The 24,237-nt window shown below is 67.3% G+C and carries 14 protein-coding genes and 1 tRNA gene; 5 read left to right on the top strand and 10 right to left on the bottom strand.

Annotated elements, in window-relative coordinates; translation table 11 throughout:
- Positions 1 to 198: 198 nt before the first annotated feature.
- On the top strand, positions 199 to 2,034 hold the full coding sequence (locus ACTXPP_RS08940; RefSeq protein ID WP_301496704.1) for a long-chain fatty-acid--CoA ligase: 1,836 nt from the start codon (positions 199 to 201) through the stop codon (positions 2,032 to 2,034).
- Between the two features lie 61 nt (positions 2,035 to 2,095).
- Here ACTXPP_RS08940 and thrB read toward each other — a convergent pair whose 3' ends face one another.
- The 5 genes from thrB to argS all read right to left on the bottom strand — a co-directional run bounded on the left by thrB (position 2,096) and on the right by argS (position 8,733).
- The gene (gene thrB, locus ACTXPP_RS08935) at positions 2,096 to 3,103 is read right to left on the bottom strand and encodes a homoserine kinase (protein ID WP_301520886.1); all 1,008 of its coding nucleotides are present in this window, start codon (positions 3,101 to 3,103) and stop codon (positions 2,096 to 2,098) included.
- Complete coding sequence (gene thrC, locus ACTXPP_RS08930; RefSeq protein ID WP_301496700.1) at positions 3,100 to 4,182, bottom strand: threonine synthase; 1,083 nt, start codon at positions 4,180 to 4,182, stop codon at positions 3,100 to 3,102. The genes thrB and thrC overlap by 4 nt, the downstream gene beginning before the upstream one ends.
- On the bottom strand, positions 4,182 to 5,528 hold the full coding sequence (locus ACTXPP_RS08925; protein WP_301520887.1) for a homoserine dehydrogenase: 1,347 nt from the start codon (positions 5,526 to 5,528) through the stop codon (positions 4,182 to 4,184). Before ACTXPP_RS08925 ends, thrC begins: the two co-directional genes overlap by 1 nt.
- Before the next feature lie 75 nt (positions 5,529 to 5,603).
- The gene (gene lysA / locus ACTXPP_RS08920) at positions 5,604 to 7,028 is read right to left on the bottom strand and encodes a diaminopimelate decarboxylase (RefSeq protein ID WP_301496696.1); all 1,425 of its coding nucleotides are present in this window, start codon (positions 7,026 to 7,028) and stop codon (positions 5,604 to 5,606) included.
- Between the two features lie 10 nt (positions 7,029 to 7,038).
- Positions 7,039 to 8,733 carry an arginine--tRNA ligase gene (gene argS / locus ACTXPP_RS08915; RefSeq protein WP_443341835.1) on the bottom strand — a complete coding sequence of 565 codons (1,695 nt, stop codon included), beginning with the start codon at positions 8,731 to 8,733 and terminating at the stop codon, positions 7,039 to 7,041.
- Positions 8,734 to 8,835: 102 nt separating this feature from the next.
- On the opposite strand from argS, the gene ACTXPP_RS08910 reads away from it, so the two are divergent.
- A tRNA-Arg gene (locus tag ACTXPP_RS08910) sits at positions 8,836 to 8,908 on the top strand.
- A gap of 70 nt (positions 8,909 to 8,978) precedes the next feature.
- Here the strand turns inward: ACTXPP_RS08910 and ACTXPP_RS08905 are convergent.
- From ACTXPP_RS08905 to ACTXPP_RS08890, 4 genes are read right to left on the bottom strand one after another with little or no spacing between them, the layout of a single operon-like run.
- Positions 8,979 to 11,816 (bottom strand): AAA family ATPase, encoded by a 2,838-nt coding sequence (locus tag ACTXPP_RS08905; protein WP_301520968.1) that lies wholly within the window; start codon positions 11,814 to 11,816, stop codon positions 8,979 to 8,981.
- On the bottom strand, positions 11,810 to 13,105 hold the full coding sequence (locus ACTXPP_RS08900) for a metallophosphoesterase family protein (protein ID WP_301497525.1): 1,296 nt from the start codon (positions 13,103 to 13,105) through the stop codon (positions 11,810 to 11,812). The genes ACTXPP_RS08905 and ACTXPP_RS08900 overlap by 7 nt, the downstream gene beginning before the upstream one ends.
- A complete protein-coding gene (locus tag ACTXPP_RS08895) occupies positions 13,098 to 14,252 on the bottom strand; it encodes a hypothetical protein (RefSeq protein ID WP_301497523.1) in 1,155 nt (384 codons plus the stop codon). Before ACTXPP_RS08895 ends, ACTXPP_RS08900 begins: the two co-directional genes overlap by 8 nt.
- Positions 14,245 to 17,517: a DEAD/DEAH box helicase gene (locus tag ACTXPP_RS08890; protein WP_301497521.1), complete on the bottom strand. Its 3,273-nt coding sequence runs from the start codon at positions 17,515 to 17,517 to the stop codon at positions 14,245 to 14,247. Before ACTXPP_RS08890 ends, ACTXPP_RS08895 begins: the two co-directional genes overlap by 8 nt.
- 373 nt (positions 17,518 to 17,890) lie before the next feature.
- Here ACTXPP_RS08890 and putP point away from each other — a divergent pair, with 373 nt between their 5' ends.
- A complete protein-coding gene (putP, locus tag ACTXPP_RS08885) occupies positions 17,891 to 19,525 on the top strand; it encodes a sodium/proline symporter PutP (RefSeq protein ID WP_301520603.1) in 1,635 nt (544 codons plus the stop codon).
- A 104-nt stretch (positions 19,526 to 19,629) separates the two neighbouring features.
- Entirely contained in the window at positions 19,630 to 20,352 is a 723-nt protein-coding gene (locus tag ACTXPP_RS08880) for an HNH endonuclease family protein (RefSeq protein ID WP_443341831.1), read from the top strand.
- A 60-nt stretch (positions 20,353 to 20,412) separates the two neighbouring features.
- On the opposite strand, the gene ACTXPP_RS08875 is transcribed toward ACTXPP_RS08880, so the two are convergent.
- Positions 20,413 to 22,596, bottom strand: coding sequence for a DEAD/DEAH box helicase (locus ACTXPP_RS08875; RefSeq protein WP_443341829.1), 2,184 nt, complete (start codon positions 22,594 to 22,596; stop codon positions 20,413 to 20,415).
- 122 nt (positions 22,597 to 22,718) lie between these two features.
- On the opposite strand from ACTXPP_RS08875, the gene ACTXPP_RS08870 reads away from it, so the two are divergent.
- The gene (locus ACTXPP_RS08870) at positions 22,719 to 24,158 is read left to right on the top strand and encodes an amino acid permease (RefSeq protein ID WP_443341828.1); all 1,440 of its coding nucleotides are present in this window, start codon (positions 22,719 to 22,721) and stop codon (positions 24,156 to 24,158) included.
- The last annotated feature ends 79 nt before the right edge of the window (positions 24,159 to 24,237 follow it).

The following is a 24,237-nucleotide window of genomic DNA, read 5'->3' as shown; positions in this document are numbered from 1 at the left end:
GGCTCGCGGGACAACCGCATTTCACGTCCGCCGTGTGCGCCCGGAACACCCGGGTGGCACCCGGGTGACGGCCGGTGTCCGTTGGCGTGCACCGGCGTCCACTGGCGTCCCCTATCCTGGGTAACCATGGACGGCACCTCCGGCTTCACCGCCTCGACCCCCACCACCGACCCCACTACGCCACTGGGCGCCTCGACGATGGGCGAGTACCCGCTGCTGCTGTCGCAGGTCCTGGAGTACGGACGCAGCGTGCACGGCAACACCGGTATCCGCACCTACTACGGTGACAACCCCGAGGACTCCACCTTCGCCCAGGTCGGAGCCCGTGCCACTGCCCTGGCGCATGCCCTGAACGACCTCGCCGGGGTCCGCGTCGGCGACCGGGTCGCGACCATGATGCCGAATATCACCGAGCACCTGGAATCGATGTTCGGGGTGATGTCCATGGGCGCGGTCCTGCACCCGCTGAACCCCAACCTGGTCGCCGACCAGCTGGTCCACATCATCAATCACGCCGGGGACCGGGTGGTCATCGCCTCCCCCCGACTGTCCCACCTTCTGGTGCCGTTGCTCGGACAATGTCCCACGGTCGAGACCCTGGTCCTCACCGGGACCGGCGGCGAACCCGCCCTCACAGCCGCCCGGGCTGCGTTCGCCGAGGTCGACCGTGACGACATCACGGTCCTGGGCTACGAGGAGATCCTCGACGGCCGCCCGACAGTCTACGACTGGCCGCAACTGCCGGAGACCTCGCCGGCTGCTCTGCTCTACACCACCGGAACCAGTGGTGCGCCCAAGGGCGTGGTGCACTCCCACCGGTCGATCTGGCTGCACGCGATGAACATTCGTACACCTGACTCCTTCGGAGTGCGCAACGGGTACAGCTTCCTGTGTGTCGTGCCGATCTACCACGTGTTGAGCTGGGGCGTCCCGGTCGCCGCCCTGATGGCCGGAACACCGATGGTGTTCCCCGGGGGCGACGCCAGCCCGACACACATGGCCTACGTCATCGCCGACTCCATGCCACGCATGGCCCACGGTGCTCCGACGGTGTGGATGCAACTGGTCGTGCACTACCAGAAGAACCCGCCGGAGAAGATGAGTCTGCAGGAGATCCTCTCCGGTGGTTCCCCGGTACCCGCCGCCCTGATCGATGCCTGGGAGGAACGCTACGGTGTCGACATCACCCACTGCTGGGGAATGACCGAGACCGGGCCGAGCGGGACCGTGGCCCGTCCCCCGGTCGGTGTCGGTGGCTCCGCCCGCCGTCGCTACCGCGACAGCCAGGGGCGCTTCCCCGTCGGAATGCAGTTCCGCATCGCCGACGAGGACGGGACCGTCCTGCCTCCCAACGACCGCTCCAGCGGGGAGCTCCAGGTTCGTGGTAACTGGGTCACCACCGACTACTTCCACTCCCCCGCTGCCGCGACCGGCGGGACGGCCGACACCTTCCGTGGCAGTGACGTCGACGAGGACGGGGACTACGCCACCAGGTTCACCGATGACGGATGGCTGCACACCGGTGACATCGCCACCATCACCCAGGACGGCTTCCTCACCGTCCACGACCGGCAGACGGACACGATCCGTTCCGGTGGAGAATGGATCTACTCTGCGATCCTGGAGAACTTCGTCATGGAGTCGCCGGTGGTCGCGGAAGCCGCGGTGATCGGGATGCCCGACGACCGGTGGGGCCAACGTCCCCTCGCCGTCGTGGTCACCATCCCCGGTGTCGCGCAGGACCGGGACACCGCGCAGCGGCTAGCGAATGCAGTGACCGAGAACGTGCCGCGCTGGATGGCCCCGGAGTACTGGACATTCGTCGACAGCATCGACAAGACCTCGGTCGGCAAGTTCGACAAGAAGGATCTGCGCTCACACCTTGCGGCCGGTGAGTACGACATCATCAAGCTACGCAGCCCCGGTGAACGCGACAGCGCGCAGGAGTCCGACCACGACGGGGCGGCCGACGCCGACGGTGCCGACGGCTCGGTCGGTTCAGACGGCGACGCACAGACCAACGGCGCCGACTGAGTCCCGACAAGGACCCCGTCGACGCCGTCAGGGTCGAATCCGGCGTTCGGTGGAGCTACCGCTAACCGCTGACGCTCACCGACGCGCGCTCGCCGATACCGGTCTCCAGCACAGCGATCCCGCGGGAGCGGGCCTCCTCCAGCAGCGCGGCATCCACCTCACCGGTGGACAGCACCATGACGGTCGGCCCCGCTCCGGACAGGAACGCCGGGTAGCCCAGGTTGCGCAGTCGGTTGACCCACTCCGAGGTCACCGGCAGCACCTCCGCCCGGTACGGCTGGTGCAGGCGGTCACGGGTGGCCTCCCACAACAGTTCCGGACGCGTGCTCAACGCCACCGGCAGCAGTGCCGCACGGGAGACGTTGAAGCGGGCGTCCTGATGCGAGACATCGCTGGGCAGCACCCGGCGCACCGCCTCGGTGGAGGCGTGGAAATTCGGGATCAGGGCGGTGGCACGCACGTCAGCGTGGACCGGCACCGGCACCGCGTGGTACTCCGGTGCGCTGCGGCCGTCGATCGGGATATTCGTCCAAGACACCACTCCGCCGCCGAGCACGCAGGCCGCGGCGTTGTCCGGGTGTCCCTCGAAAGCCGAGGACAGCTGGATGACGGTGTCGTCGTCCAGCGCACCGGTGGGGTGGTCCCCGCCGGCCAACGCACTGGCCGCGACGACACCTGCGACGGCGGCGGCAGCCGAGGAGCCCAGCCCGCGGGAGTGCGGGATGGCGTTGTGGCACACCACACGCAACCCTGCGACAGTCACCCCGGCCTCACGCAGGCCGGATCGCAGGGCGCGGATGACCAGGTGGCGTTCATCCAGCGGCACGTCGCCCTCGCCTTCACCGTGGACGATGATGTCCAGGCCGGCATCGACGGTGACGACCTCGACGGTGTCGTACAGCCCGACCGCCAGGCCCAGTGAATCAAATCCCGGGCCGAGGTTGGCGGTGGAGGCAGGAACCCGGACACTCACCGAACGTCCGGTGGCCAGCCTGCGCAGTGCACCGGGACCGGGGAGTGCTCCGTCGGCTCCGTCAGTGCTCCGGACGGGGGTCACGGGATCACTCATGCGAGATCAAGTGCCTCGGCGACCGCATTGGTGTCCACGTCGATCGGCGTGGGCTCCGGCATTTCACTCAGGGCGGTGGTCGGATCCTTGAGACCGTGACCGGTCACCGTGCAGACGATGCGCTGGCCCGGGGCGATGGAGCCCTCGGCGTGGGCGGCGAGCAGGCCAGCGACGGAGGAGGCCGACGCAGGCTCGACGAACACACCCTCGCGGGAGGCGATGAGACGGTAGGCCGCCAGGATCTCCTTGTCGGTGGCTGCCCGGAAGCTTCCGCCGGACTCCTCCTTGGCGGCGACGGCCTGGTGCCAGGACGCGGGGTTACCGATCCGGATCGCGGTCGCGACCGTCTCCGGGTTCAGCACCGGCTCGCCATTGACCAGTGGTGCGGCACCGGCAGCCTGCACACCCAGCATGACCGGACGCTGCGAGGAGACACCGGCCTCGGCGTACTCGGAGTAGCCCTTCCAGTAGGCGGTGATGTTGCCGGCGTTTCCGACAGGCAGTGCGTGGATGTCGGGGGCGTCGCCGAGTGCGTCGACGATCTCGAAAGCGGCGGTCTTCTGCCCCTCGATGCGCATCGGGTTCACCGAGTTGACCAGGGCGATCTCCGGGAAGTCGGAGGTGGTCTTTCGGACCAGCTCCAGACAGTCGTCGAAGTTGCCGCGCACCTGGATGATCCTGGCACCGTGCATCACTGCCTGGGACAGCTTGCCCTGGGCGATCCTGCCCTCGGGGATCAGCACGGCCGAATCGATACCGGCACGGGCGGCGAATGCTGCCGCCGATGCCGAGGTGTTGCCGGTGGAGGCACACATCAGCACCTTCTTACCGGCGTGGACGGCGTCGGTGACGGCGACGGTCATGCCGCGGTCCTTGAAGGAACCGGTGGGGTTGGCGCCCTCGACCTTCAGCCACACGTCGCACCCGGTGAGCTCGGAGATGTGGTTCGCCCGGACCAGCGGGGTCCCGCCCTCGTTGAGGGTCACCGGCTCCCAGTCAGCTGCGAAGGGCATCCAGGCCCGGTACTCGTTGATCAGGCCGGTCCAGTGGTGCAGCACCGGGTTGCGGGAATCGGTCATCAGTTGCCTTCCATTCGGATCACGCTGCGGACGGTTTTCACAGCGTCGATGCTCAGGAGGCCCTCGACGGTGGCCTCCAGGTCGTGTTCTTCAGCGTGGTGGGTGATGACCACCAGGCGGGCACCGTCGTCGCCCGCCTCCTCCTGACGCACCGTCTTCAACGACACACCGTGTGCCGAGAAGGTCGAGGACACCTCGGCGAGGACTCCGGGACGGTCTTCCACGATCATGTCCACGTGGTAGCGGGTACGCACCCGGCCGAAGTCGGCCACCGGCAGGTTCGCGTAGGTCGACATGCCCGGGGCACGCCCACCGTGGACGATGTTGCGGGCCGCGCCCACCACGTCACCCAGCACCGCGGAGGCAGTGGGGGCACCGCCGGCGCCGTTGCCGTAGAACATCAGGCGTCCGGCGTGCTCGGCGACCACGAAGATGGCGTTGAAGGATTCGGAGACGCTCGACAGCGGGTGCGATGCCGGCAGCAGCGCCGGGTAGACCCGGGCCGACACCGACTCGGCACCGTTGTCGTCGGTGAGTCGCTCACAGATTGCCAGCAGCTTGATGGTGCAGTCGGCGGCCTTCGCCGCGGCGATGTCGTCGGCACTGATCGAGCGGATGCCCTCACAGTGCACGTCGTCGATGGAGACGTCGGAGTGGAAGGCCAGGGACGCCAGGATGGCGGCCTTCGATGCAGCATCCAGGCCGTCGACGTCGGCAGACGGGTCGGCCTCGGCGTAGCCCAGGTCGGTGGCCTCGGCGAGCATCTCGTCGTAGGACGCACCGCGCTTGTACATCGCATCCAGGATGAAGTTGGTGGTGCCGTTGACGATGCCCATCACCTGGTTGACCTTGTCACCGGCCAGGGAGCGGCGCAGCGGGCCGACCACCGGGATGGCGGCGGCGACGGCGGCCTCGAAGAAGAGGTCGGCGCCGGAGGCGTCGGCGGCCTCCGAGAGCTCGGTGGAGTGGGCGGCGACCAGTGCCTTGTTGGCGGTGACCACGGACTTTCCGGCGCGCAGGGCCGCCAGCACCACGGTGCGCGGGTAGTCGATGCCACCGATGACCTCGATCACCAGGTCGATGTCGTCGCGGTTGACCAGCCCGAGGGCATCGTCGGTGAGCAGTTCGGTGGGCACACCGGGTCGGGGCTTGGACAGGTCGGAGACCGCGACGCCGCGGACCTCGACCGTGCCGCCGATGCGGGCGGTGAAGTCCGCCGCATTCTCGGTGAGGATGCGGAGCACCTCGGCCCCGACCGTTCCCATGCCCAGCAGGGCCACACCGACGGTGGGTGCGCCGGTGTCGCTGTTGTTGTCGTTCCTGGCGCTGTCAGCCTGATCAGACATTACTCTCCCGTAGTCGACTCGAGTGGGTTGTTACCAGTGGGTTGTTTACTGTGGATTGTTACCGATGATAAACCATCAGAAATTCTCCAGGGCGAGCACGTCGGCGACGGTCTCGCGACGGATCATCTCACGTGCTGCCCCGTCGGACACGATGACCACCGGTGGTCGGGGCATCATGTTGTAGCGCGAGGCCATCATGTAGCAGTACGCGCCGGTGCCGGGGATGACCAGCAGGTCACCCGGGCCGATGTCGTCGGGCAACAAGGTGTCGTTGACCAGGATGTCACCGGATTCGCAGTGGCTGCCGACCACGCGGGCGGCGACCAGGTTACCCGTCGCCTCGCGGTTAGCCAGTCGGCAGTCGTACTCGGCCTGGTAGAGCGCCGGGCGGATGTTGTCGCTCATGCCACCATCGACCGAGATGTAGCGGCGCACCGTCTCATCGGAGGTGTGGACGTCCTTGACGGTACCGACGGTGTAGACCGTCACCATCGACGGTCCGACGACCGCACGACCGGGCTCGACATTGACCACCGGGGCATCGACGCCGTAGGACGCGGCCTTCGCCGCCACCCGCGACCGGAGGTCGGCTGCGACCGACTCCACGTCGAGCTCCTCCTGGTCCGGGGTGTAGGCGATGCCGTAGCCGCCGCCGAGGTCGAGGGTGTCGAAGGACGCCGCGGCGGCACTGTCGGCGCCGTCGGTAGCGTTGCCGTCGGCGAACTCGCTGACCAGTCGCGACCACAGCCCCAGCAGGCGGTCGGCGGCGAGGGCGAAGCCGTCGGCGTCGAAGACCTGGGAACCGACGTGGCAGTGCAGGCCGCGCAACCGAAGACCGTCGGTGGCCGCACAGCTGCGGCAGGCGGCCTCGGCCGACCCGGAGGCCAGGGAGAAGCCGAACTTCTGGTCCTCGTGACTGGTGGCGATGAACTCGTGGGTGTCGGCGTGGACACCGGGCTTCACGCGGACCAGGACGTCCTGGATGATGTCGAGCCCGGCGGTGACCTGCGCCAGCCGCTCGATCTCGATGACCGAGTCGACGACGATGAGCTCCACTCCGGCGCGCACGGCGGTGGTGAGGAACTCGACCGACTTGTTGTTGCCGTGCACGGTGATCCGGTCGGACGGGAAGTCGGCGGCCAGTGCCACCTCCAGCTCACCCTGGCTGGCGACGTCGAGGGCCAGGCCCTCCTCGTCGATCCACCGGCACACCGTCCGTGACAGGAATGCCTTGGAGGCGTAGTGCACGCGCTCGCCACCACCGAAGGCGGCGGCAAGGCGGCGGCACCGGGCCCGGAAGTCCGCCTCGTCCATGATGAAGACGGAGGTGCCGTACTTCTTGGTGACCTCGGAGACCGGTACGCCGCCGATGACCATCTCACCGTCGGCGGTGCGTCCGGTGTTCAACGGGAAGACGTGGGAGGGCAGGGTGTTGAACTCGTCGAGGGTCTCGGTGCGCTTACGCAGCGGGGCCTCGGGGAAATGAACGTCCATGTCCATGGGGAACCGGTCACATCCTTTCGGGGGCGGTGACACCGACCAGGGTCAGGGCGTTGGCGAGCACGCGGCGGGTGGCCGCGGCCAGGGCCAGGCGGGCGAGGAACACCGGGGCGGTGTCGGCACCGGAGGGTTCATCGGACTTCGGCAGGATCTGGCAGGAGTCGTAGAACCGGTGGAAGGTACCGGCCAGCTGCTCGGCGTAGCGGGCGATGCGGTGCGGCTCACGCAGCTCGGCGGCGGTGGAGACCACACCCGGGAACTCGCCGAGGGTGCGGATCAGGTCGCCTTCGCGGTCGTGGTCCAGCAGCGACAGGTCGAGGGTCGACAGGTCGTCGGGCAGGGCGACGTCGTTGTCGGCGGCCTTGCGTGCCAGGGAACACAGGCGGGCGTGGCCGTACTGGACGTAGAACACCGGGTTGTCGTTGGACTGGCTGGCCCACATTGCCATGTCGATGTCGAGGGAGGAGTCCACCGAGGAGCGGATCAGGGCGTAGCGGGCGGCGTCCACGCCGATGGCCTCGACGAGATCGTCGAGGGTGATCACGGTGCCGGCGCGCTTGGACATCTTCACCGACTTGCCGTCGCGGACCAGGTTGACCATCTGGCCGATGAGCACCTCGACCTGGTCGGCGTCGTAGCCCAGGGCCTGGGCGGCGGCCTTCAGCCGCGAGATGTAGCCGTGGTGGTCGGCGCCGAGCATGTAGATGCACAGGTCGTGGCCGCGGTCGATCTTGTCGGCGATGTAGGCGATGTCACCGGCGATGTAGGCGGCGTTGCCGTCGGACTTGATGACGACCCGGTCCTTGTCGTCGCCGAAGTTGGAGCTGCGCAGCCACCAGGCACCCTCGGCCTCGTAGAGGTTGCCGTTGTCCTTCAGCGTCTGGATGGCCTTGTCCACCGCGCCGGACTCGAACAGGGAGTTCTCGTGGAAGAAGATGTCGAACTCGGTGCCGAACTCCGCCAGGGTGCGCTTGATGTGGGCGAACATCAGCTCCACACCCTCGGACCGGAAGTGCTCCTGGACAGCGGCGTCGGCAGCGTCGCCGGTGCCGAACTTGTCCTGCCAGTCGGGGTGCGCGGCGATGACCTGCTGGGCGATGTCTCCGATGTACTCGCCGCCGTAGCCGTCCTCCGGGGCGGGCTCGCCCTTGGCCGCGGCGACCAGTGACCGGGCGAAGCGGTCGATCTGGGAACCGTGGTCGTTGAAGTAGTACTCGCGGGTCACCGTGGCACCGCGGGCGGTGAGGATCCGGCCGAGGGAGTCACCGACGGCCGCCCAGCGGGTGCCGCCGAGGTGGATCGGGCCGGTGGGGTTGGCGGAGACGAACTCAAGGTTGATCTTCTGCCCGTCGAAGTCCGCGCCGGTGCCGTAGGAGTCACCGGCGGCGAGGATGTCGGTGACCAGCTTGGCCTGGGCATCCGCGGCGAGGCGGATGTTCAGGAAGCCGGGGCCTGCGATGCTGGCCTCGTCGATGCCGTCGACTGCTGCGAGGGCATCGGCGAGCCAGGTCCCGAGTTCACGGGGGTTGGTGCCGGCCTTCTTGGCGGTCTGCAGGGCGATGTTGGTGGCGTAGTCGCCGTGCTCCGGGTTCCGGGGACGTTCGACGGTTGCCTGCTCGGGGACGACGTCGGCATCCAGCCCGTGGTCGGTGAGGACGGTGCGGGTTGTTGCCGTGATGATGGAGGCGAGTTCAGCAGGAGTCACAGTTGACGAGAGTAACAAGTCGGGGTGCGGAGTCGGTGAATCGCACCATCGATCGGGGGTTTTGCGGCGAGCGGGAGAGGCGGTGCTATAGTTGCCGTCATTGCCTCCGTAGCTCAGGGGATAGAGCACTGGTTTCCGGTACCAGCGGTCGGACGTTCGAATCGTCTCGGGGGCACACTTCCGATCATCCCCACGTCTGTGACGTGGGGATTTTCTTGTTTCCTGGGTCCGCCGAGCAGCCGCGGCTACGCTGCGGCGCGGAGGCTGTCCATCGAGACCGCAAATGCCCCGGGCACGCTGTCGAAGCGGGAGGGGTCACAGGTCAGAACGATGATCTGGTGGTAGGCCGCCAGCTGTGCGAGCACCAGATTCATTCGCTGGGCACGTCCGGCGTCGGAGAAGCCGAGGGCGTCGTCGATGACGATCGGGACCGCCTCCCCTCCGCCGATAATGTCGGCGACGGCCAGCCTGCTGAGCACCGCGATCTGTTCCTGCGCCCCACCGGACAACTGGGAGGTCGCCAGGGATGTCCCGTCGAGGATGCGGCGGGCTACGGTGAGGTCCTCGTTGAACTCGAACTCGACCCAGCGCCCGTAGAGGGTGCGGGCCAGCTTCTCGAAGGACGCCCGGAACGGCGCCTCGTAGCGCTGTCTCGCATCGGCACGTGCCGCTTCGACCGTGGTGTAGAGCAGGTCGGCAGCGGTGGCGCGTTCCTGGACGCTGCGGAGCTGACGGCTCACCCGCTCCAAGTTGGTGGACGCTTCCTCACGTCGTTCGGCGACTCCGGCGTGCTCACCGAGTGCACCATTGGCCCGGGAGATCTCGTGACCGATCGCCTCGGCACGCTCCCGGAGCCGCTCGACCCGCGTCGTCGCACCGGCGGCGAGGCCTTCCAGGACCTCGAGGTCGACCAGCCCCGACTCACCGCCTGCGCCCTCACCGAGTTCGGCGATGGCGTCCTGCAATGCGGTTCGGGCGGTGTCGAGGCTGGTGCGGGCGGTGTCCACCGCCTGCTGCAGGTCTTCATCGCTGATCTCCGAGCGCGCCTGGGTCAGTGCCTTGTCCAGGCGTTCCCGGCGTTCGGTCTCCCGTTCCAGATCAGCTTCCCGGCTGGCCAGCCGGAAGACTGCGCCGGCCTTGACGATGTTGTCGAGGTCCTCACGCAACCGGTCGGCCTGCTTGTCGGAGTCCACGACCACCCGACGAACCTTGGCGAGGTCCACGGTGTCAGCGTCAGCATTACTGTCACCGTCCGCGACAGCGTCGGCACCTGTTCCCCCGGCCCGGAGTGCACCAAGGCCCGGCAGCAGTTGCTCATCGACCGTCGAGTCCGGGTCTGCGGCCAGGACGGACTCCCGTGCCGCATCAATGGACGCGGCGGTGTCCACGACCTCAGTCTCCAGCTGCTGGGCCTTCGCCTCCAGCTCTGTCACCGACAGTCCACCGGTGGCCGTGCCGAGTTCCAGCCGCAGCTCAGTCACCGTTTCCACGGCGACCCGACGGCTCTCCGCCAGCGTCTCGGCGTCCTCGATGGAACCCACCCCGAGGTCCGCCAGTGCCCGGGCCAGGGCGGCCTGCGCACGGGCGACATCATCGTCGATGTCCTTCAGGTCCAGCGCCGGGGTCACGCTGACCCGGTAGTCCCCGACACCGAACTCGCGGCGGGCGGTGACGCCGACGGTGAGCCCGTCGGTGTCCAGCTCCGTGGTCTCGCCGTCGACGGTGATGCGGCCACCGCCCGGCCCACTGATCTGCACGGTGGTCGCGGCAGCGTCCCGCACTCCATCGGCACGGCGACGGTCGGCCGCCAGACGGTGCAGCTCTGCCACGGTGTCCAGAGTCACCGGGTTCTCCGACACGGTGGTCTCGGCGGCTCCGAGTCGCTCGGAGATTTCCGCCGCCGCCTTCTGCTGTGTCGCGAGGTCCTCGCACGACTGCCGCACCCGGACGTTGTCCCGCACTGCGGCAAGGTAATTGACGTAGGCCGTGGCGACCGCCGTGGTCCGCCGCGCCTGCTCCCACTTCGCTCGGACCTCGGACTCCTGCTGCTTCTCCAGCGTCGCCGCTTCCGTGGCCTCCTCAACCTGCTGCGCAGCAGTGGTCACCGCCTCGGTGGCGACGTCGAGTTCGGCACTCTTCTCGGAGCGGACCTGTTGCCGCTGCTCCGCCACCTCGAGAACGTCGGTGGCCTGGGCGACCGCCGCACGGTGACGTTCCAGCACGGCATGTTCCTCTCGGCCAGCCGTCAGTTCCGCCTCGGCCTTCTCCGCGGATGCCTCGGCCTCGGGCTGCTGGCGCATGATGTCATCCCTGTCAGCGCGCAGCCGGCCGAGTTCCTCGATCAGCCCCTGGGCCTGGCCGTAGCGGACGTCAGCCTCATCGTGCTCGGCCTGAGCGGCGGTCACCGCCTTCTGCGCAGCATCGAGTTCCCCGGTCGGTCGACCGGTCGGGGTGAAGTACCGCTTCCGCTCCTTCTCTATGCGGTCGATCAGTGAGGTGGTGTCTGCCGCGGATGCCGCGGAGGACACAGAGGCCACAGACGACACAGCGCCAGCCTCACCAGACCGGGGGCTGTCCTGGTCGCCATCTGCTCCGGGCGCAGCCACCAGTGCCTGTTCCAGGGGCCCCAGACCCGCAGCGACCAGCATCTCCATGCTCTTGCCCTGCTCGATGGTCAGGGCGTCCAACAGGTCCGCGTCCACCTCCTGCGCCAGGATCTCGGCGAACCGGTCGGATGCCTCCCTGCCGGTGAGGTTCTCGGTGCGCGGTGCGGTGACGGTCAGCTCGCAGCGTCCACTGCCCTGCTTGTAGGCCTTGGTGATGCGGAGCTCGTGTTCTCCCACCGTCAGTTCGGCGGTGATTGTCGGAGGTTCGTCGGCGGAGACGTCCTTGAGTTCTCGGACCTCCCGCTTGCCGCTACTGAACAGGGTGTCCGACAACAGCAGACGCAGTGCCTTAAGGACGGTCGACTTGCCTCGCTCATTAGGCCCGTGCACCACCATGACCCCCTTCTCGGGCACGGTGACGGTGGCGTGGGTGACTCCTGCGACGTGGTCGAGTGTCAGTGAGGTGATCTTCAGCATGGTCGGACTACTCCCCCCTGCCCGGTGGCGACGGCAGTCGTCGGGCTCAGCCGGTACAACAGTCTCAGTGCATCGCGGGACGCGGCATCTCCCTCAACGGCGGCCTCGGACAGCTCGGTGGCAGCCACGCCGATGACCCCGGGCCAGTCGGCCCCGGCGAGTTCCTCGTCTCCGGGGATGACATGCAGGTCCATCAGCCGTTCCCGCGGGTACAGCGCGGCGAAGGACGGGACGAGACGCTCCATCTCCTCATCGAGACGCGCTGAGGTCGCCAGGTCCACCGAGCCGCTCAGGGCGTACTTGACCACCGTGGTGCGCTTGTCAGGCAACCCTTCGAGCCTGTCCAGCCAGGTATCCAGGTCCTCCGGCCCGGTGATCTCCGCCGCCAGGGCCAGGAAACGCCACTGTCCGGTGGCGACCTCCTCGACCTCCACGGTGCTGGGGCCTGCCTCAGCCGGTGTGACGTCCGTGATCAGGACGAATCCCGAGCGATGCTCGCCGCCACCGTGCTGCTCCCGGAAGTCGGTCACCTCCGGGCTTCCCGAGTACCAAACGGTTCCGGAGGGGTGCAGGTTGACCACCGAGTGGGTGTCGCCGAGGGCGACGACATCCACGACACTCTCGGCGCAGGCCTGTGCCGCCCCGTCAACGTCGATGATTGACGGGTCGGCCCCGGATTCCCGCGACTCGGTGGCACCGTGACCGACGACGACGCGCACCGCGGCCCGTGCTTTCTCCCCGTTGTCCTCTGTGTTGCCCTCTGCGCTGTCCTCTGCGCTGTCCTCTGCCCGGAGTTCGGCGAGCACCGTGGCTACCGGGTCGACGCTCATGTACTTCGACAGCAGTGGGGCGCCGACGATGTCGGCGTCCGGGCCCTGCTCCCCTGTGACCCGGTGCGGTGTCGAGTCCGACAGAACCTGCACCGTGGGTGCGAGAGCCCGGAACTCCGGTGAGCGGTACACGCTGGCCGCGTCATAGGGGTCATGGTTGCCGGGCAGCAGGAACACCGGAACCGGGGAGCCCCGCAGGATGTCGACTGCTCTGCGCCAGGTCACCCGGTCGACGAGGTTGTCGTCGAAGACGTCCCCAGCAACCACCACAGCGGCACAGCCACGCTCCTGTGCGATCTCCAGCAGGGTCTCGATGACGCGGAGCCGGGCCTCCCGGTAGCGGGGGCTGGCCTCCTCGCCGAGGAACCAGCGGTCCATGCCGAGCTGCCAGTCGGAGGTGTGCAGGAACCGGAAGGTGCCGGGCTCCGGCGTGTGGCTGAGTGTGGTGGTGTCAGTCATGGTCACCATTCCTATCAGTCGTCCCGGACAGCCACGGTTCACGTTCGAACTTCTGTTCTGATTCCTCAGGGTGAGGGGGTGGATCGGTGAGCGCGTCGTAGCACTGTCCCAGACTGTGCAGCACACGCAGCTGGTCGACGTTATTCCAGCTGAAACGCCGGATCGCCTGCGTTCGCAGATCCAGATCGCCGAGTTCCAGCCCGTACTGGACCTCGAAATCGTCCCACTGCGGCACCACGGTCACATCGCCCCAGAACTCCTCCGGCGTATACCGCTCCGCATCGTCCGGGGACTCATCATTCTCAGTATTCTCAGTGTCTGCAACTCCTGGACGTACAGGACTGTCCGGGGTGCCCGGGGTGCCACCGTCGGGCCCAGTGCCCCCACCGGTGCCACCGTCGGGCCCGACATCACCCCCGGCATCACCGCCAGCACCGCCAGCACCGTCACTGTCCGACTTCCGACGTCCTCCCTGCGACCCCGCCCCACGTCGCATCCGGTCGAGCAACACCTCAGGGTCGAACCCCCGCCAGGACAGGAACGCCAGCGGGTCCGCACTGAACTGCGCCGCCAGGGCGTAACAGAGGCACACCCGATGCTTGCAGAACACCCCGTGGTCCGGGCAGGTGCACCACGAGTCGATGTACTGGTCCACACTGAACAACACCGCAGACACCTCGGTCGACGGCCGACTCCCGGCCAGCAGTAGACGCAGGTTCTCCGGGTGGTCGTCCAACTCACCGATGATGTAGTCGATCTGGCGCGGCGACAGCGGCCGCCACCTCACCTGCACCTCGAATGGTTCGATCTGGGTCCCCTGCACCAGTCCGTTGACCCTGCCGAGCTCGGCGTCGAACTGCAGCAGTGACTTGGAACGGAACACCGTCCGACCCCGACTCAGCCGTCCGGAGTCCGTCAACGAGGTCACCGTGCGCATGACCATCGTCGACGACCAACTGTCCTTCGACAGGTCACTGTCCTGGGGAAGCTCGGCGGAGCGCTCGGGCGTCCTCGACGGCACCGTCGACGAGTAGCGGGTGCCTTTCCGTCCCCGGCTGAAATCCGCGGAGATGACATTGTCCCCCCACTGTGGCTGCGGGGTGCCGAGCCGTGACGCTGTGCACCGCTCATTGCGTCGGTCACTCACCGTGCCTCCCTCCTTCCGTCCCCACCGGTGCCGCCCGATAGGCCGCGGACGAGCCGCGGTCCACCGACGACTTGTTCAGCGTCCACAGTTCTGCCAGTTCCTTGTCGCCCAGGCGGGTAATCCAGCCTTCTCCGGCGGTCACGATGTCACCGGCGAGTTCCCGCTTGGCGCTGAGAATGTCATTGATCCTCTCGTCGATCGTACCGGTGGTGACCAGCTTGTGGACGGTGACCTCGCGCCCCTGGCCGATGCGGTAGGCACGGTCGGTCGCCTGGTCCTCGACCGCCGGGTTCCACCAGCGGTCGACGTGCACCACCACACTGGCGTGGGTCAGGGTGATGCCGGTGCCGCCAGCCCGGGTCGACAGGATCATCACCGGTGGACCGTCGTCGGTCTGGAAGGCATCGACCATCTCGGTGCGCTGACGCCTGGTCAACCCACCGTGCAGCATCGGCACCTCGGTGCCGACAAGGTCGGCGAGGTGAGGTGCCAGCATCACCCCGAAACTCGGGAACTGGGTGAACACCAGTACCTTCCGGTCGTCCCGGCGCGCCTGGGTGACGATCTCACTCAGCCGCTCGACCTTCTTCGACCGGTGGCGACCGTTCTGCAGCAGGCCGGAGCCGTCCCCGATGAAGTGCGCCGGATGATTGCATATCTGCTTGAAGCGGATCAGTGCGCCCAGGATGATGCCGCTGCGTCCCCGGCCCCTGGCCTGTTCGATACGGGCATTGAGGTCCGCGGTGTAGGCCTGGTACAGCGCGGCCTGTTCCTCGGTCAGTGGCACCAGGTCGATCAGTTCCGTCTTCTCGGGGAGGTTGAGCCCCACCGCGGCATCGGTCTTCACCCGCCGCAGGTAGAACGGCTCCACCAGGCGACGGAGCCGGTCCATGGCGTCGGCATCGTCGTGACGCTCCACCGGGACGGCGAGTCGGTGCTGGAAGGACGCGGCACTGCCGAGGATGCCGGGATTGCAGAAATCCATGATCGAGTGCAGTTCGGACAGGCGGTTCTCCACCGGAGTACCGGTCAGCGCGAGCCGGTGCCCCGCAGGCAGGGTGCGCGCCGCCTGACTCTGGGACGTGTTGGGGTTCTTGATGTTCTGTGCCTCGTCGAGCACCACCCGGCCCCACCGCAACTGCCGGTAGCGCGCCGCATTGCGCGCCAGGGTCCCGTAGGACGTCACGACGACGTCCGCAGCTGTCGCCGCCGTGGGAAACTCCTCGTCGGTCGTCTTACGGTGTCCGTGGTCGATGAGCACCGACAGATCCGGGACATGCGCCGCGGCCTCGGTTCGCCAGGTCTCCAGCACCGAGGTCGGGGCGACCACCAGGGTCGGACCGTCGCACTCCCCTGCCTCCCGTTCCCAGGCCAGCAGCGCCAGCACCTGCAGGGTCTTGCCCAGTCCCATGTCGTCAGCGAGGATCGCGCCGAGACGGTGGCGGTACATCCACACCAGCCAGTTGAGCCCGCGGCGCTGATGGTCCCGCAGCTCGGTGGTGACCATCTGTGGGACGTCCACCTCCTCCGGCGGGTCGATGACCGGCGCCATGACGCGGGCACCCGACGCGCCGTCGTCGGCGTCGTCGCCATCGTCATCGGTGCCAGCGCCCGTGGCCTCGTGGACAGGGGTCACCGCCCGGATGACCCGGTCCACCCAACCGTCTGCCTCGATGGTCAGGTCGCCGGCGTACACCGGTTGCCGTTCGGCGGCGGCCTCCGACTCCGACTCCAGGAAATCCACCAGTCGCAGGTGACCACCGGCGTCCGCCGAACCACTGAATCCGTCCTGACCGTCCTCACCCTCCTCGCCGGTGACAGCCCATGTCCGGGCTCGCTGCCGCTCGCGCTCGGCGGCGCGCAGGCGGGTGAAGTAGCTGCGCGCCACCCCGAGGGAGCGGGTGTCGAGTCGGACGTACCGCCCGTGCAGTTCCACGACGGTCTTCGCCGTACTCAGCAGGTCAACCATCTCCGGGCCGGAGAGTTCCTCGCCGTCCACCGACACCGCCCAGTCGAAGGACAGGATCTGGTCCATGCCCATGTGCCCGGACCCGGGCCCCTGGCCGACCGGGGCAACCCTCACCTTCACGGCGGGACGCAGTGTCGACCACCCGCGGGGCACCTGGATGTCGATGCCGGTGGACTGCAGGGCCGGCACACCGTGGGCCAGGAGATTCTCCATGTCCTCGTCGCTGAGAGCGAGGTAGACCACCCGGTCCTTCTCCGCCCGTCCGGTCAGAGTCTCCGGCGGAGGGAACCACACATTGGTACGCAGCCACGCCTCCGGGGCTGACGCCATGTCGCGGAGCTCCGGCCACGCCTGGTAGGCGAGGTTGAGGTGGGAGCGCAGCGCCTGACGAACCTGCGGGGTGGCTTCGGCGGCGACGACCGCCTCTGCCGGTGCATCGTCGGTGGACAGCCGCACCACCAGCCGCCAGCGCGGCGTCCGGGCTTCTGTGGCCCGGTCGCGGTCGGGACCGACGGAGGATGCCAACGAGTCCGGCTCCTCGAGCGAGAACACCACCTTCGTCGCCGCTTCCCGGGCCGACATACGCCAGGCATTGAGTGCATCGGCGATGCCCGCGGTGGCACGGTGATCAGCCTCACCCGAAACCAGGGAGGCGATGAAGTGGTTGTCCGGGTCGGCGTCCTCACCAGTCAGCCTGTCCTGGAGCAGGTGCACACACATCCAGTGCACGAGGTCGTCGGCTGCCCGACGCATCATGTCCGGCCCGCCGTTGAGGGTGAGCACCGCCGGTGCCGAGGCCCGGAACTCCTGCAGCACCCGGTTGTGATCACCACTGGAGGCCACGCACCAGGACGGGTACCACTGCCCGTCGCTGAACTGAGCTTTCACCATCACCCTGCCGGCGTGGACGATGTCGACGAGCAGGTCGTAGTAGCGCACCAACCACACAGCCTCGGGACTCAGCCCGTCGACAGACGCCGCACCGTCCCCGTCACCGACTCCCGCTGCCTGCCGCAGGTGGTGTGACAGGCGGCCCAGAACCACCAGAGCCTGCTCCGGGGTATAGGCCTGGGTCGGCAGATCCAGTGACTTGACCCGGCCCTTGGGGGTCGCCACCTGAACCTGACCCCGGCGCCGCAACGGCCGAGACAACACCAAGTTCTGCAGCACCTGCGGCAGATCGCCGGCGCGCACCTCGGCTGGCCCGGTCACCGCGACATGCCCCTCCACCCGCTCGACCCAGAGATTCAGTCCCCGGCCAGCGAGCCACAGCAGATGCAGGCGGTGTTCAGTCACTCCCCTTGTGTACCACGCCGCCCGGACACGAAAGATGTCAGACAACCCCGCGACAGCCGTCGGACCCCACCCCAGTCCCGCCCACAACCGCAACCGCAACCGCAACCGCAACCGCAACCGCAACCGGACGATCATGGCATCACACCAAGGAGTTCACGCGAATGTAAAAAACTCCCATTTTCGTCAATTACCTGGCAATTGACCGGGAATCATATGATGGAGTTTCGCGAATTGGCTGGCATTGAGGGCCAGACCATGACACGCTTCTAATGAGCGCGTCTCCGGGAACCCTCCCGGAGACGCTCCAGGCTGTACCACCACAGTGGCGGCCACATAACACCACAATCAACTACGACACATCTAGGAGGCACCGGTGAGTGAATCAACCTGGTTCATCATCGCCATGGTGATCTATCTGCTGGTCATGCTAGGCATCGGCCTGTGGAGTTTCGCCAAGACGGACAAGTACGAGGACTACATGGTCGGCGGCCGTGGTCTCCACCCGTTTGTCGCCGCGCTCTCGGCGGGAGCCTCCGACATGTCCGGCTGGCTGATCATGGGTCTGCCGGGCGCGATCTTCATGTCCGGATTCTCCGAACTCTGGATCGCCATCGGCCTGGTCATCGGTTGCTGGTGCAGCTGGAAGTGGGTCGCCCCGCGCCTCCGCAGCTACACCGAGGTGGCCAACAACTCGATCACCCTGCCGTCATTCCTGGAGAACCGCTTCCGGGACAAGAGCCACACCCTGCGCGTGGTCGCCGGAATCATCATCCTGGTGTTCTTCACCTTCTACGTCTCCTCCGGCATGGTGGCCTCCGGCCGCTACTTCGAGTCCAGCTTCAACGGTGACTACGTCACCGGCCTGGCCGTCATCGGTGCGGTGACCGTGCTCTACACCTTCGTCGGTGGATTCCTCGCTGTCTCCTACACCGACGTGGTCCAGGGTTCGATGATGTTCCTGGCTCTGGTCCTGGTCCCGGTGTTCGCGATTCTGTCGCTGGACAAGCCGGGCGACATCTTCACCTTCCAGCTGGACAACGAGTACGGCGACATCGCGAACATCCTCGGCCCGAACTCGCAGTTCTTCAACCTCTTCCAGTTCGACAACACCGGGGCGATGGCGACATTCATCATCATCATCTCCGGCCTGGCCTGGGGCTTCGGTTACGTCGGCCAGCCGCACATCGTGGTGCGCTACATGGCCATGCGTAAGCCCTCGGACGCCACCGCCGGCCGTCGTTACGGTGTGACCTGGATGTTCCTCTGCCTGGTCGGCACCGTGTTCGTCGCGATCTCCGCCCCGGCCTTCTTCGCGGCCACCCCGGACGCCAGCTTCTCGGACACCGCGAACTACGAGACCAACTTCCTGGACATGGCCACGGTGCTGTTCCACCCGCTGGTCGCCGGGCTGATCCTCACCGGGGTGCTGGCAGCGATCATGTCCACCATCTCCTCCCAGCTCCTGGTCGTCTCCTCCGCCCTGGTGGAGGACATCTACGCCGGTATGATCAACCGAAACGCCTCGGACACGATGCTGAAGAACCTGTCCCGCGTGATGGTCATCGTCGTCGCCGTGATCGCCGCGCTGGTCGCCCTGGACCCGGAATCCGCGATCCTGGGACTCGTCGAGTTCGCCTGGGCCGGCTTCGGTGCCTCCTTCGGCCCGGTCATCGTCGCTGCACTGTACTGGCGCAAACTCAACACCCAGGGTGCCGCCGCGGGCCTGGCGAGTGGTGCCATCGTCGCCTTCATCTGGGGCGGTCTGCCGCAGTTCGGCGTCATGGACAAGCCGTGGGGCCTCTACGAGATGATCCCGGGCATCATCGTCAACGTCATCGTGATGATCATCGTGACCAAGATGACCGCCGCACCGTCGAAGGAGATCACCGACGAGTTCGACCTCGCCATTCGCTTCTCCCAGAAGGCAACCGACCCGGATGCCGACGTCGATGCCGCCCGCGCCCAGGTCGGCGTCGACCCTGAAGGTGCCAAGGGTTCCAGCTCCTAGCTGACCTCCCACACCACCCCGGCACACCACCCCCCGGGGAACCTGACGGCCGGCCCGGTGCGTCCCTCCACAGTATGAGAGGACACACCGGGCCGGCCGTTCGTATGCGCGGCCCAGCCGCCCTGTTCGCCGCCGTCGCGGTACTCACTGTCGCGGTACTCACCGGAGCCGCCGGATGCGCCGCCCCGCAGCCCGGCACAACCGACGATGTAGGACGCTCCGACGACGCCGCGGTGGTCGCCCAGGCGTTGTCGGGCCTCACCGTCGTCGACCGGCGGGTGCATGTCCTGGGCTACTCCCGGGAACACTTCGGCGGCTGGATCAGCTACTTCCACGAGCATCCAGCGGGGTCAGGAATGTGTAGCACGCGGGAGATCGTCCTGCTGGAGACTTTCGCCCCCTCCCCCGGGGCCGGGCACGACACCGAGCACGCGAATGATGACGAGTCTGGGTACGGGAACAGTCCCGTCGGTTCCTGTCCGGCAGCCAGCGGTACCGCGACCGACGTCTACTCCGGTGAGGAGATCGTCCCGCAGGACGTGGAGATCGACCATGTCATCCCCCTTGCCGTCGCCTGGGACCACGGGGCCAACGAGTGGCCGCGGGAGCGTCGTATCCGGTTCGCCAATGACCGCGAGCTGAACCTGCTCGCGGTCTCCGGCGTCCAGAACCAACGCAAGAGTGATGCCTCGCTGGGTGAATGGTTGCCGCCGCGGGCCGGGACGGCCTGCGCCTACGCCGCACGCTATCTCTCGGTCGTCGTGCGCTACTCCCTCACCATCACCGGGGACGACAAAGAGGCCGCAGGCGATGCCTGCGGCCTCTGAGGGCTCACCGGTGGGCGGTCAGCCCACCCACCCGGGGTCACCCCGGTGATCGCCCAGGGATCAGTTGTCCCCGTCGCGGCGACCGTAGCGGTCGTCGCTGCGTGCCGGACGGTTGCCACGGTGGCTGCCACGGCCACCCCGGTCACCGCGGTCACGGTCGCTGCGGTCACGGTCGGACCGTCCGCGGCCACCACGGTTGTCCCGGCCGTCGCGGCCGTGTCCACCGTGGCCGCCGCGACGGTCACGGCCGCCACGGCCACCGCCGTCCCGACCGTCATTGTCGTGACGGTGACGGGCAGGACGTCCTGCCGGGGCGCCCGGGTCCGGCTCGATGTTGATCAGCTTGCCGGAGATGCGGGTCTGGTCGAGGGACTCGAAGACCTCACGCGGCAGATCCGCCGGGAGCTCCACCAGGGAGTGTTCGGAGAAGATGCTGATCCGGCCGAAGTCCCGGGAGTTCATGTTGCCCTCGTTGGCCAGTGCACCGACGATCGCGCCGGGGCGGACGCGCTGCCGGTGGCCGACGTTGACCCGGTACACCGCCAGGGTGTTGCCGTTGCGGTCGGTGACCGTCGGGGCGTCCTTGTTGAACCGGTCCTTGAAGGGGCGGGACACGCCACCGTTGCCGTCGAAGTCGCGGTCGCCGCGATCACGACGGTCACCGCGCTCGCCACGGTCACGACGCTCACGACGCTGCGGCTCCGGCAGTTCCTCCATATAGAAGGGCTCCTTGCCCTGCAGCTTCGCAGCAAGTGCGGCGGCGATGTCGGTCGCATCCACCTCGTGCTCGGCGGCGTAGGACGAGACCAACTCGCGGAAAGTGTCGACCTGCCTGCCCTTGAGTGCCTCGGTGATCGAAGCGTGGAACTTGGCCTTGCGGGCCTCGTTGACCTCGGACACCGGCGGCAGGTCGATCTCGTTGAGCTTCGACTTGGTGGCCCGCTCGATGTTCTTCAGCAGGCGACCCTCACGCGGGGTGACGAACAGGATGGCCCGTCCGGTACGACCTGCACGGCCGGTACGGCCGATGCGGTGCACGTAGGACTCCGTGTCACGCGGGATGTCGTAGTTGAAGACGTGGGTGATGCGGTCGACGTCCAGACCACGGGCGGCGACGTCGGTCGCCACCAGGATGTCCAGGCGGCCGTCCTTGAGCTGGTCGACGGTGCGCTCACGCTGGTTCTGCGGAATGTCACCGTTGATCGCGGCAGCGTCGAAACCGCGCTCGCGTAGCTTCTCGGCGACCTCCTCGGTGTCGTTCTTGGTCCGCACGAAGAGAATCATCGCGTCGAACTCGGTGACCTCGAGGATGCGGGTCAGCGCGTTGAGCTTGTTGCGGTAGGTCACGTACAGGTAGTCCTGCGTGATGTTGTCCGCGGTACGCTGGGTCGACTTGACCGTAACCTCTTCAGCGTTGTTGAGGTACTGCTTCGACAGGCGGCGGATGGCCGACGGCATGGTTGCCGAGAACAGTGCGACCTGACGGTCTTCCGGGGTGTCGGAGAGGATGCGCTCGACATCCTCCTGGAAGCCCATGTTCAGCATCTCGTCGGCCTCGTCGAGGACCAGGAAACGCAGACCGGAGAGGTCCAGGCTGCCCTTCTCGAGGTGGTCGATGACACGGCCGGGGGTGCCGACGACGACGTGGGCGCCGCGACGCAGGCCGGAGAGCTGTGCCCCGTAGGGTGCACCACCGTAGATCGGCAGGACGCTGATTCCGCCGAGCTGCTTGGCGAAGGACCCGAACGATTCAGCGACCTGCAGTGCGAGCTCGCGGGTGGGGGCGAGCACCAGCACCTGCGGGGTACGCTGGGAGCGGTCGATGTTGGCCAGGGCCGGGAGCGCAAAGGCGGCGGTCTTACCGGTGCCCGTCTGCGCCAGTCCGACGACGTCCCGGCCATCCATCAGTGTGGGGATGGTAGCGGCCTGGATCGGCGAAGGGTTGGTGAACCCGACGCCGGCGACGGCGTCGAGGATCTTCTGCGGGAGACCCAGCGAGGCAAAACCCTCGGCGGGGGCAGGCTCGGTCGCCCCGTTGTTGTCGGTGTTCTCTTCTCGGATGTTCTTCTCGGTGACGTCCCCGTCCACAGTGCTCTCGGGAATCTCTGCGCCCACAACGTCACCGAGGGCCAACGTCCCCGTTGCCGGGGAGGTGGTGGCCTCGTGCAGATTCTCCTGAGGTACTGACGACTGGGAGGTTTCCGGCATATTCTCGTCGCCGGTCACGTTCTCAGTTTCAGACATTATGCCCACCATACGTGCCTGATGGTCCAAAAGCGATTCCACGGGCTGGACCGTGTGGTATGTCACGACCGTTCCCCCGGGTGACCCACGTGGTTCCCATCCTCGAACGGCCCAGGTCTACGATGACCCGCGTGACTGAATCATCTGCGTCCCCGGTGCCCCCGGCATCCCCAGCACCCGTCAGGAAGCTCCAGCGCACCCTCTCCCACCGGCACATCCACTTCATCGCCCTGGGGTCGGCGATCGGTACCGGACTGTTCTACGGATCCTCCGGCGCGATCAGCGCAGCCGGACCTGGCGTGGTCTTCGTCTACCTGCTCGGCGGCGCAGTGGTCTACTTCATGCTCCGGGCGCTCGGCGAGATGGCCGTCGCCGACCCGGCACCCGGCTCCTTCGCAGAGTACTGCCGCCGATACCTGGGCGGCTGGGCCGGCTACATCACCGGGTGGATGTACGCCTTCGAGATGATCATCGTGTGCCTGGCTGACCTCACCGCGATCACGGTGTACATGACCTTCTGGTTCCCGGAGACCCCCGGCTGGGTCTGGGTCGCCGTGGCCTTGCTCGTGGTCGGCGCGGCCAACCTGGCCAGCGCCCGCTGGTACGGCGAGCTGGAGTTCTGGTTCACCTCGATCAAGGTCACCGCCGTGGTCGCGATGATCCTGGGCGGTGCCGCCATCCTGCTGTTCAACGTCGACACCGGCGGATCGGCCGGGTTCCACAACCTGTGGGGCGACGGTGGCCTGTTCCCCAACGGGATCGAGGGTGTGTTCAGTGCACTGATCCTGGTCCTGTTCGCCTTCGGCGGCACCGAGATCATCGGCGTGACCGCTGGCGAGGCCACCGACCACGAGAAGACCATCCCCAAGGCGGTCAACACCGTCCCGATGCGCATCCTGTTGTTCTATGTGCTGGCGATCCTGGTGATCGTCTCGGTGATCCCGTGGCGGGAGATCACCGGCGAGGAATCACCGTTCGTGCAGATCTTCAGCAACCTCGGCATCGGTTGGGCCGCGGCAGCACTGAACGTGGTGGTCGTTTCCGCGGCACTCTCCGCAATCAACTCGGATCTCTACGGGGCCGGACGAGTCGTCTTCGGCATGGCCCGCCAGGGCATGGCCCCGAAGCTGTTCTCGACGCTGAACCACCGCGGGGTCCCGGTGACCACGGTGGGAGTGATGCTGGTGGTCCTGCTGATCGGGGTCGGGCTGCAACTGACCAGCGACACCGCCGCTGAGATGTTCCAGAACATCGCGGCACTGGCGACCTTCGCCACGGTATTCGTCTGGCTCATGATTCTGCTGGCCCACCTTGCCAGCCGGTACCGGCACCGCGTCGACCCGGCGACCTTGTCGTTCACGGTGCCGCTGTGGCCACTGGGGCAGCTCTTCTCCATCGCGGTGATCCTGGTGACCTTCGGCACGATGGTGTGGATGGACCAGTACCATCCCGCCCTCTGGGCTGGAGTGATCTTCCTGGTCCTGATGAGTGTGCTCTACCCGCTGACCCGGCGACGGACGAGGGCGGAGCACGACACGGACACCAATCAGGGGGCCAAGTAGGCTTCTCACCCCGATCTGAATTACCTTTGAGGGGCCAGCACCCCCGAGCCGGGGGTAAGACCGGACGATCACGTGAGGA

Source organism: Candidatus Corynebacterium faecigallinarum (assembly GCF_052264515.1).
In the GTDB taxonomy this organism is placed as follows: Bacteria; Actinomycetota; Actinomycetes; order Mycobacteriales; family Mycobacteriaceae; genus Corynebacterium; species Corynebacterium faecigallinarum.
This window is presented reverse-complemented; position numbering and strand designations above follow the sequence as displayed.

Bases quoted from the DNA above. Each gene is read 5' to 3' on its own strand.
- ACTXPP_RS08875 (WP_443341829.1), bottom strand. From the start codon at position 22,596: ATGTCTGAAACTGAGAACGTGACCGGCGACGAGAATATGCCGGAAACC.
- thrC (WP_301496700.1), bottom strand. From the start codon at position 4,182: ATGACCGATTCCCGCAACCCGGTGCTGCACCACTGGACCGGCCTGATC.
- thrB (WP_301520886.1), bottom strand. From the start codon at position 3,103: ATGAGTGATCCCGTGACCCCCGTCCGGAGCACTGACGGAGCCGACGGA.
- lysA (WP_301496696.1), bottom strand. From the start codon at position 7,028: ATGGACATGGACGTTCATTTCCCCGAGGCCCCGCTGCGTAAGCGCACC.
- ACTXPP_RS08925 (WP_301520887.1), bottom strand. From the start codon at position 5,528: ATGTCTGATCAGGCTGACAGCGCCAGGAACGACAACAACAGCGACACC.
- ACTXPP_RS08905 (WP_301520968.1), bottom strand. From the start codon at position 11,816: ATGCTGAAGATCACCTCACTGACACTCGACCACGTCGCAGGAGTCACC.
- ACTXPP_RS08900 (WP_301497525.1), bottom strand. From the start codon at position 13,105: ATGACTGACACCACCACACTCAGCCACACGCCGGAGCCCGGCACCTTC.
- ACTXPP_RS08940 (WP_301496704.1), top strand. From the start codon at position 199: ATGGGCGAGTACCCGCTGCTGCTGTCGCAGGTCCTGGAGTACGGACGC.
- ACTXPP_RS08870 (WP_443341828.1), top strand. From the start codon at position 22,719: ATGACCCGCGTGACTGAATCATCTGCGTCCCCGGTGCCCCCGGCATCC.
- ACTXPP_RS08880 (WP_443341831.1), top strand. From the start codon at position 19,630: ATGCGCGGCCCAGCCGCCCTGTTCGCCGCCGTCGCGGTACTCACTGTC.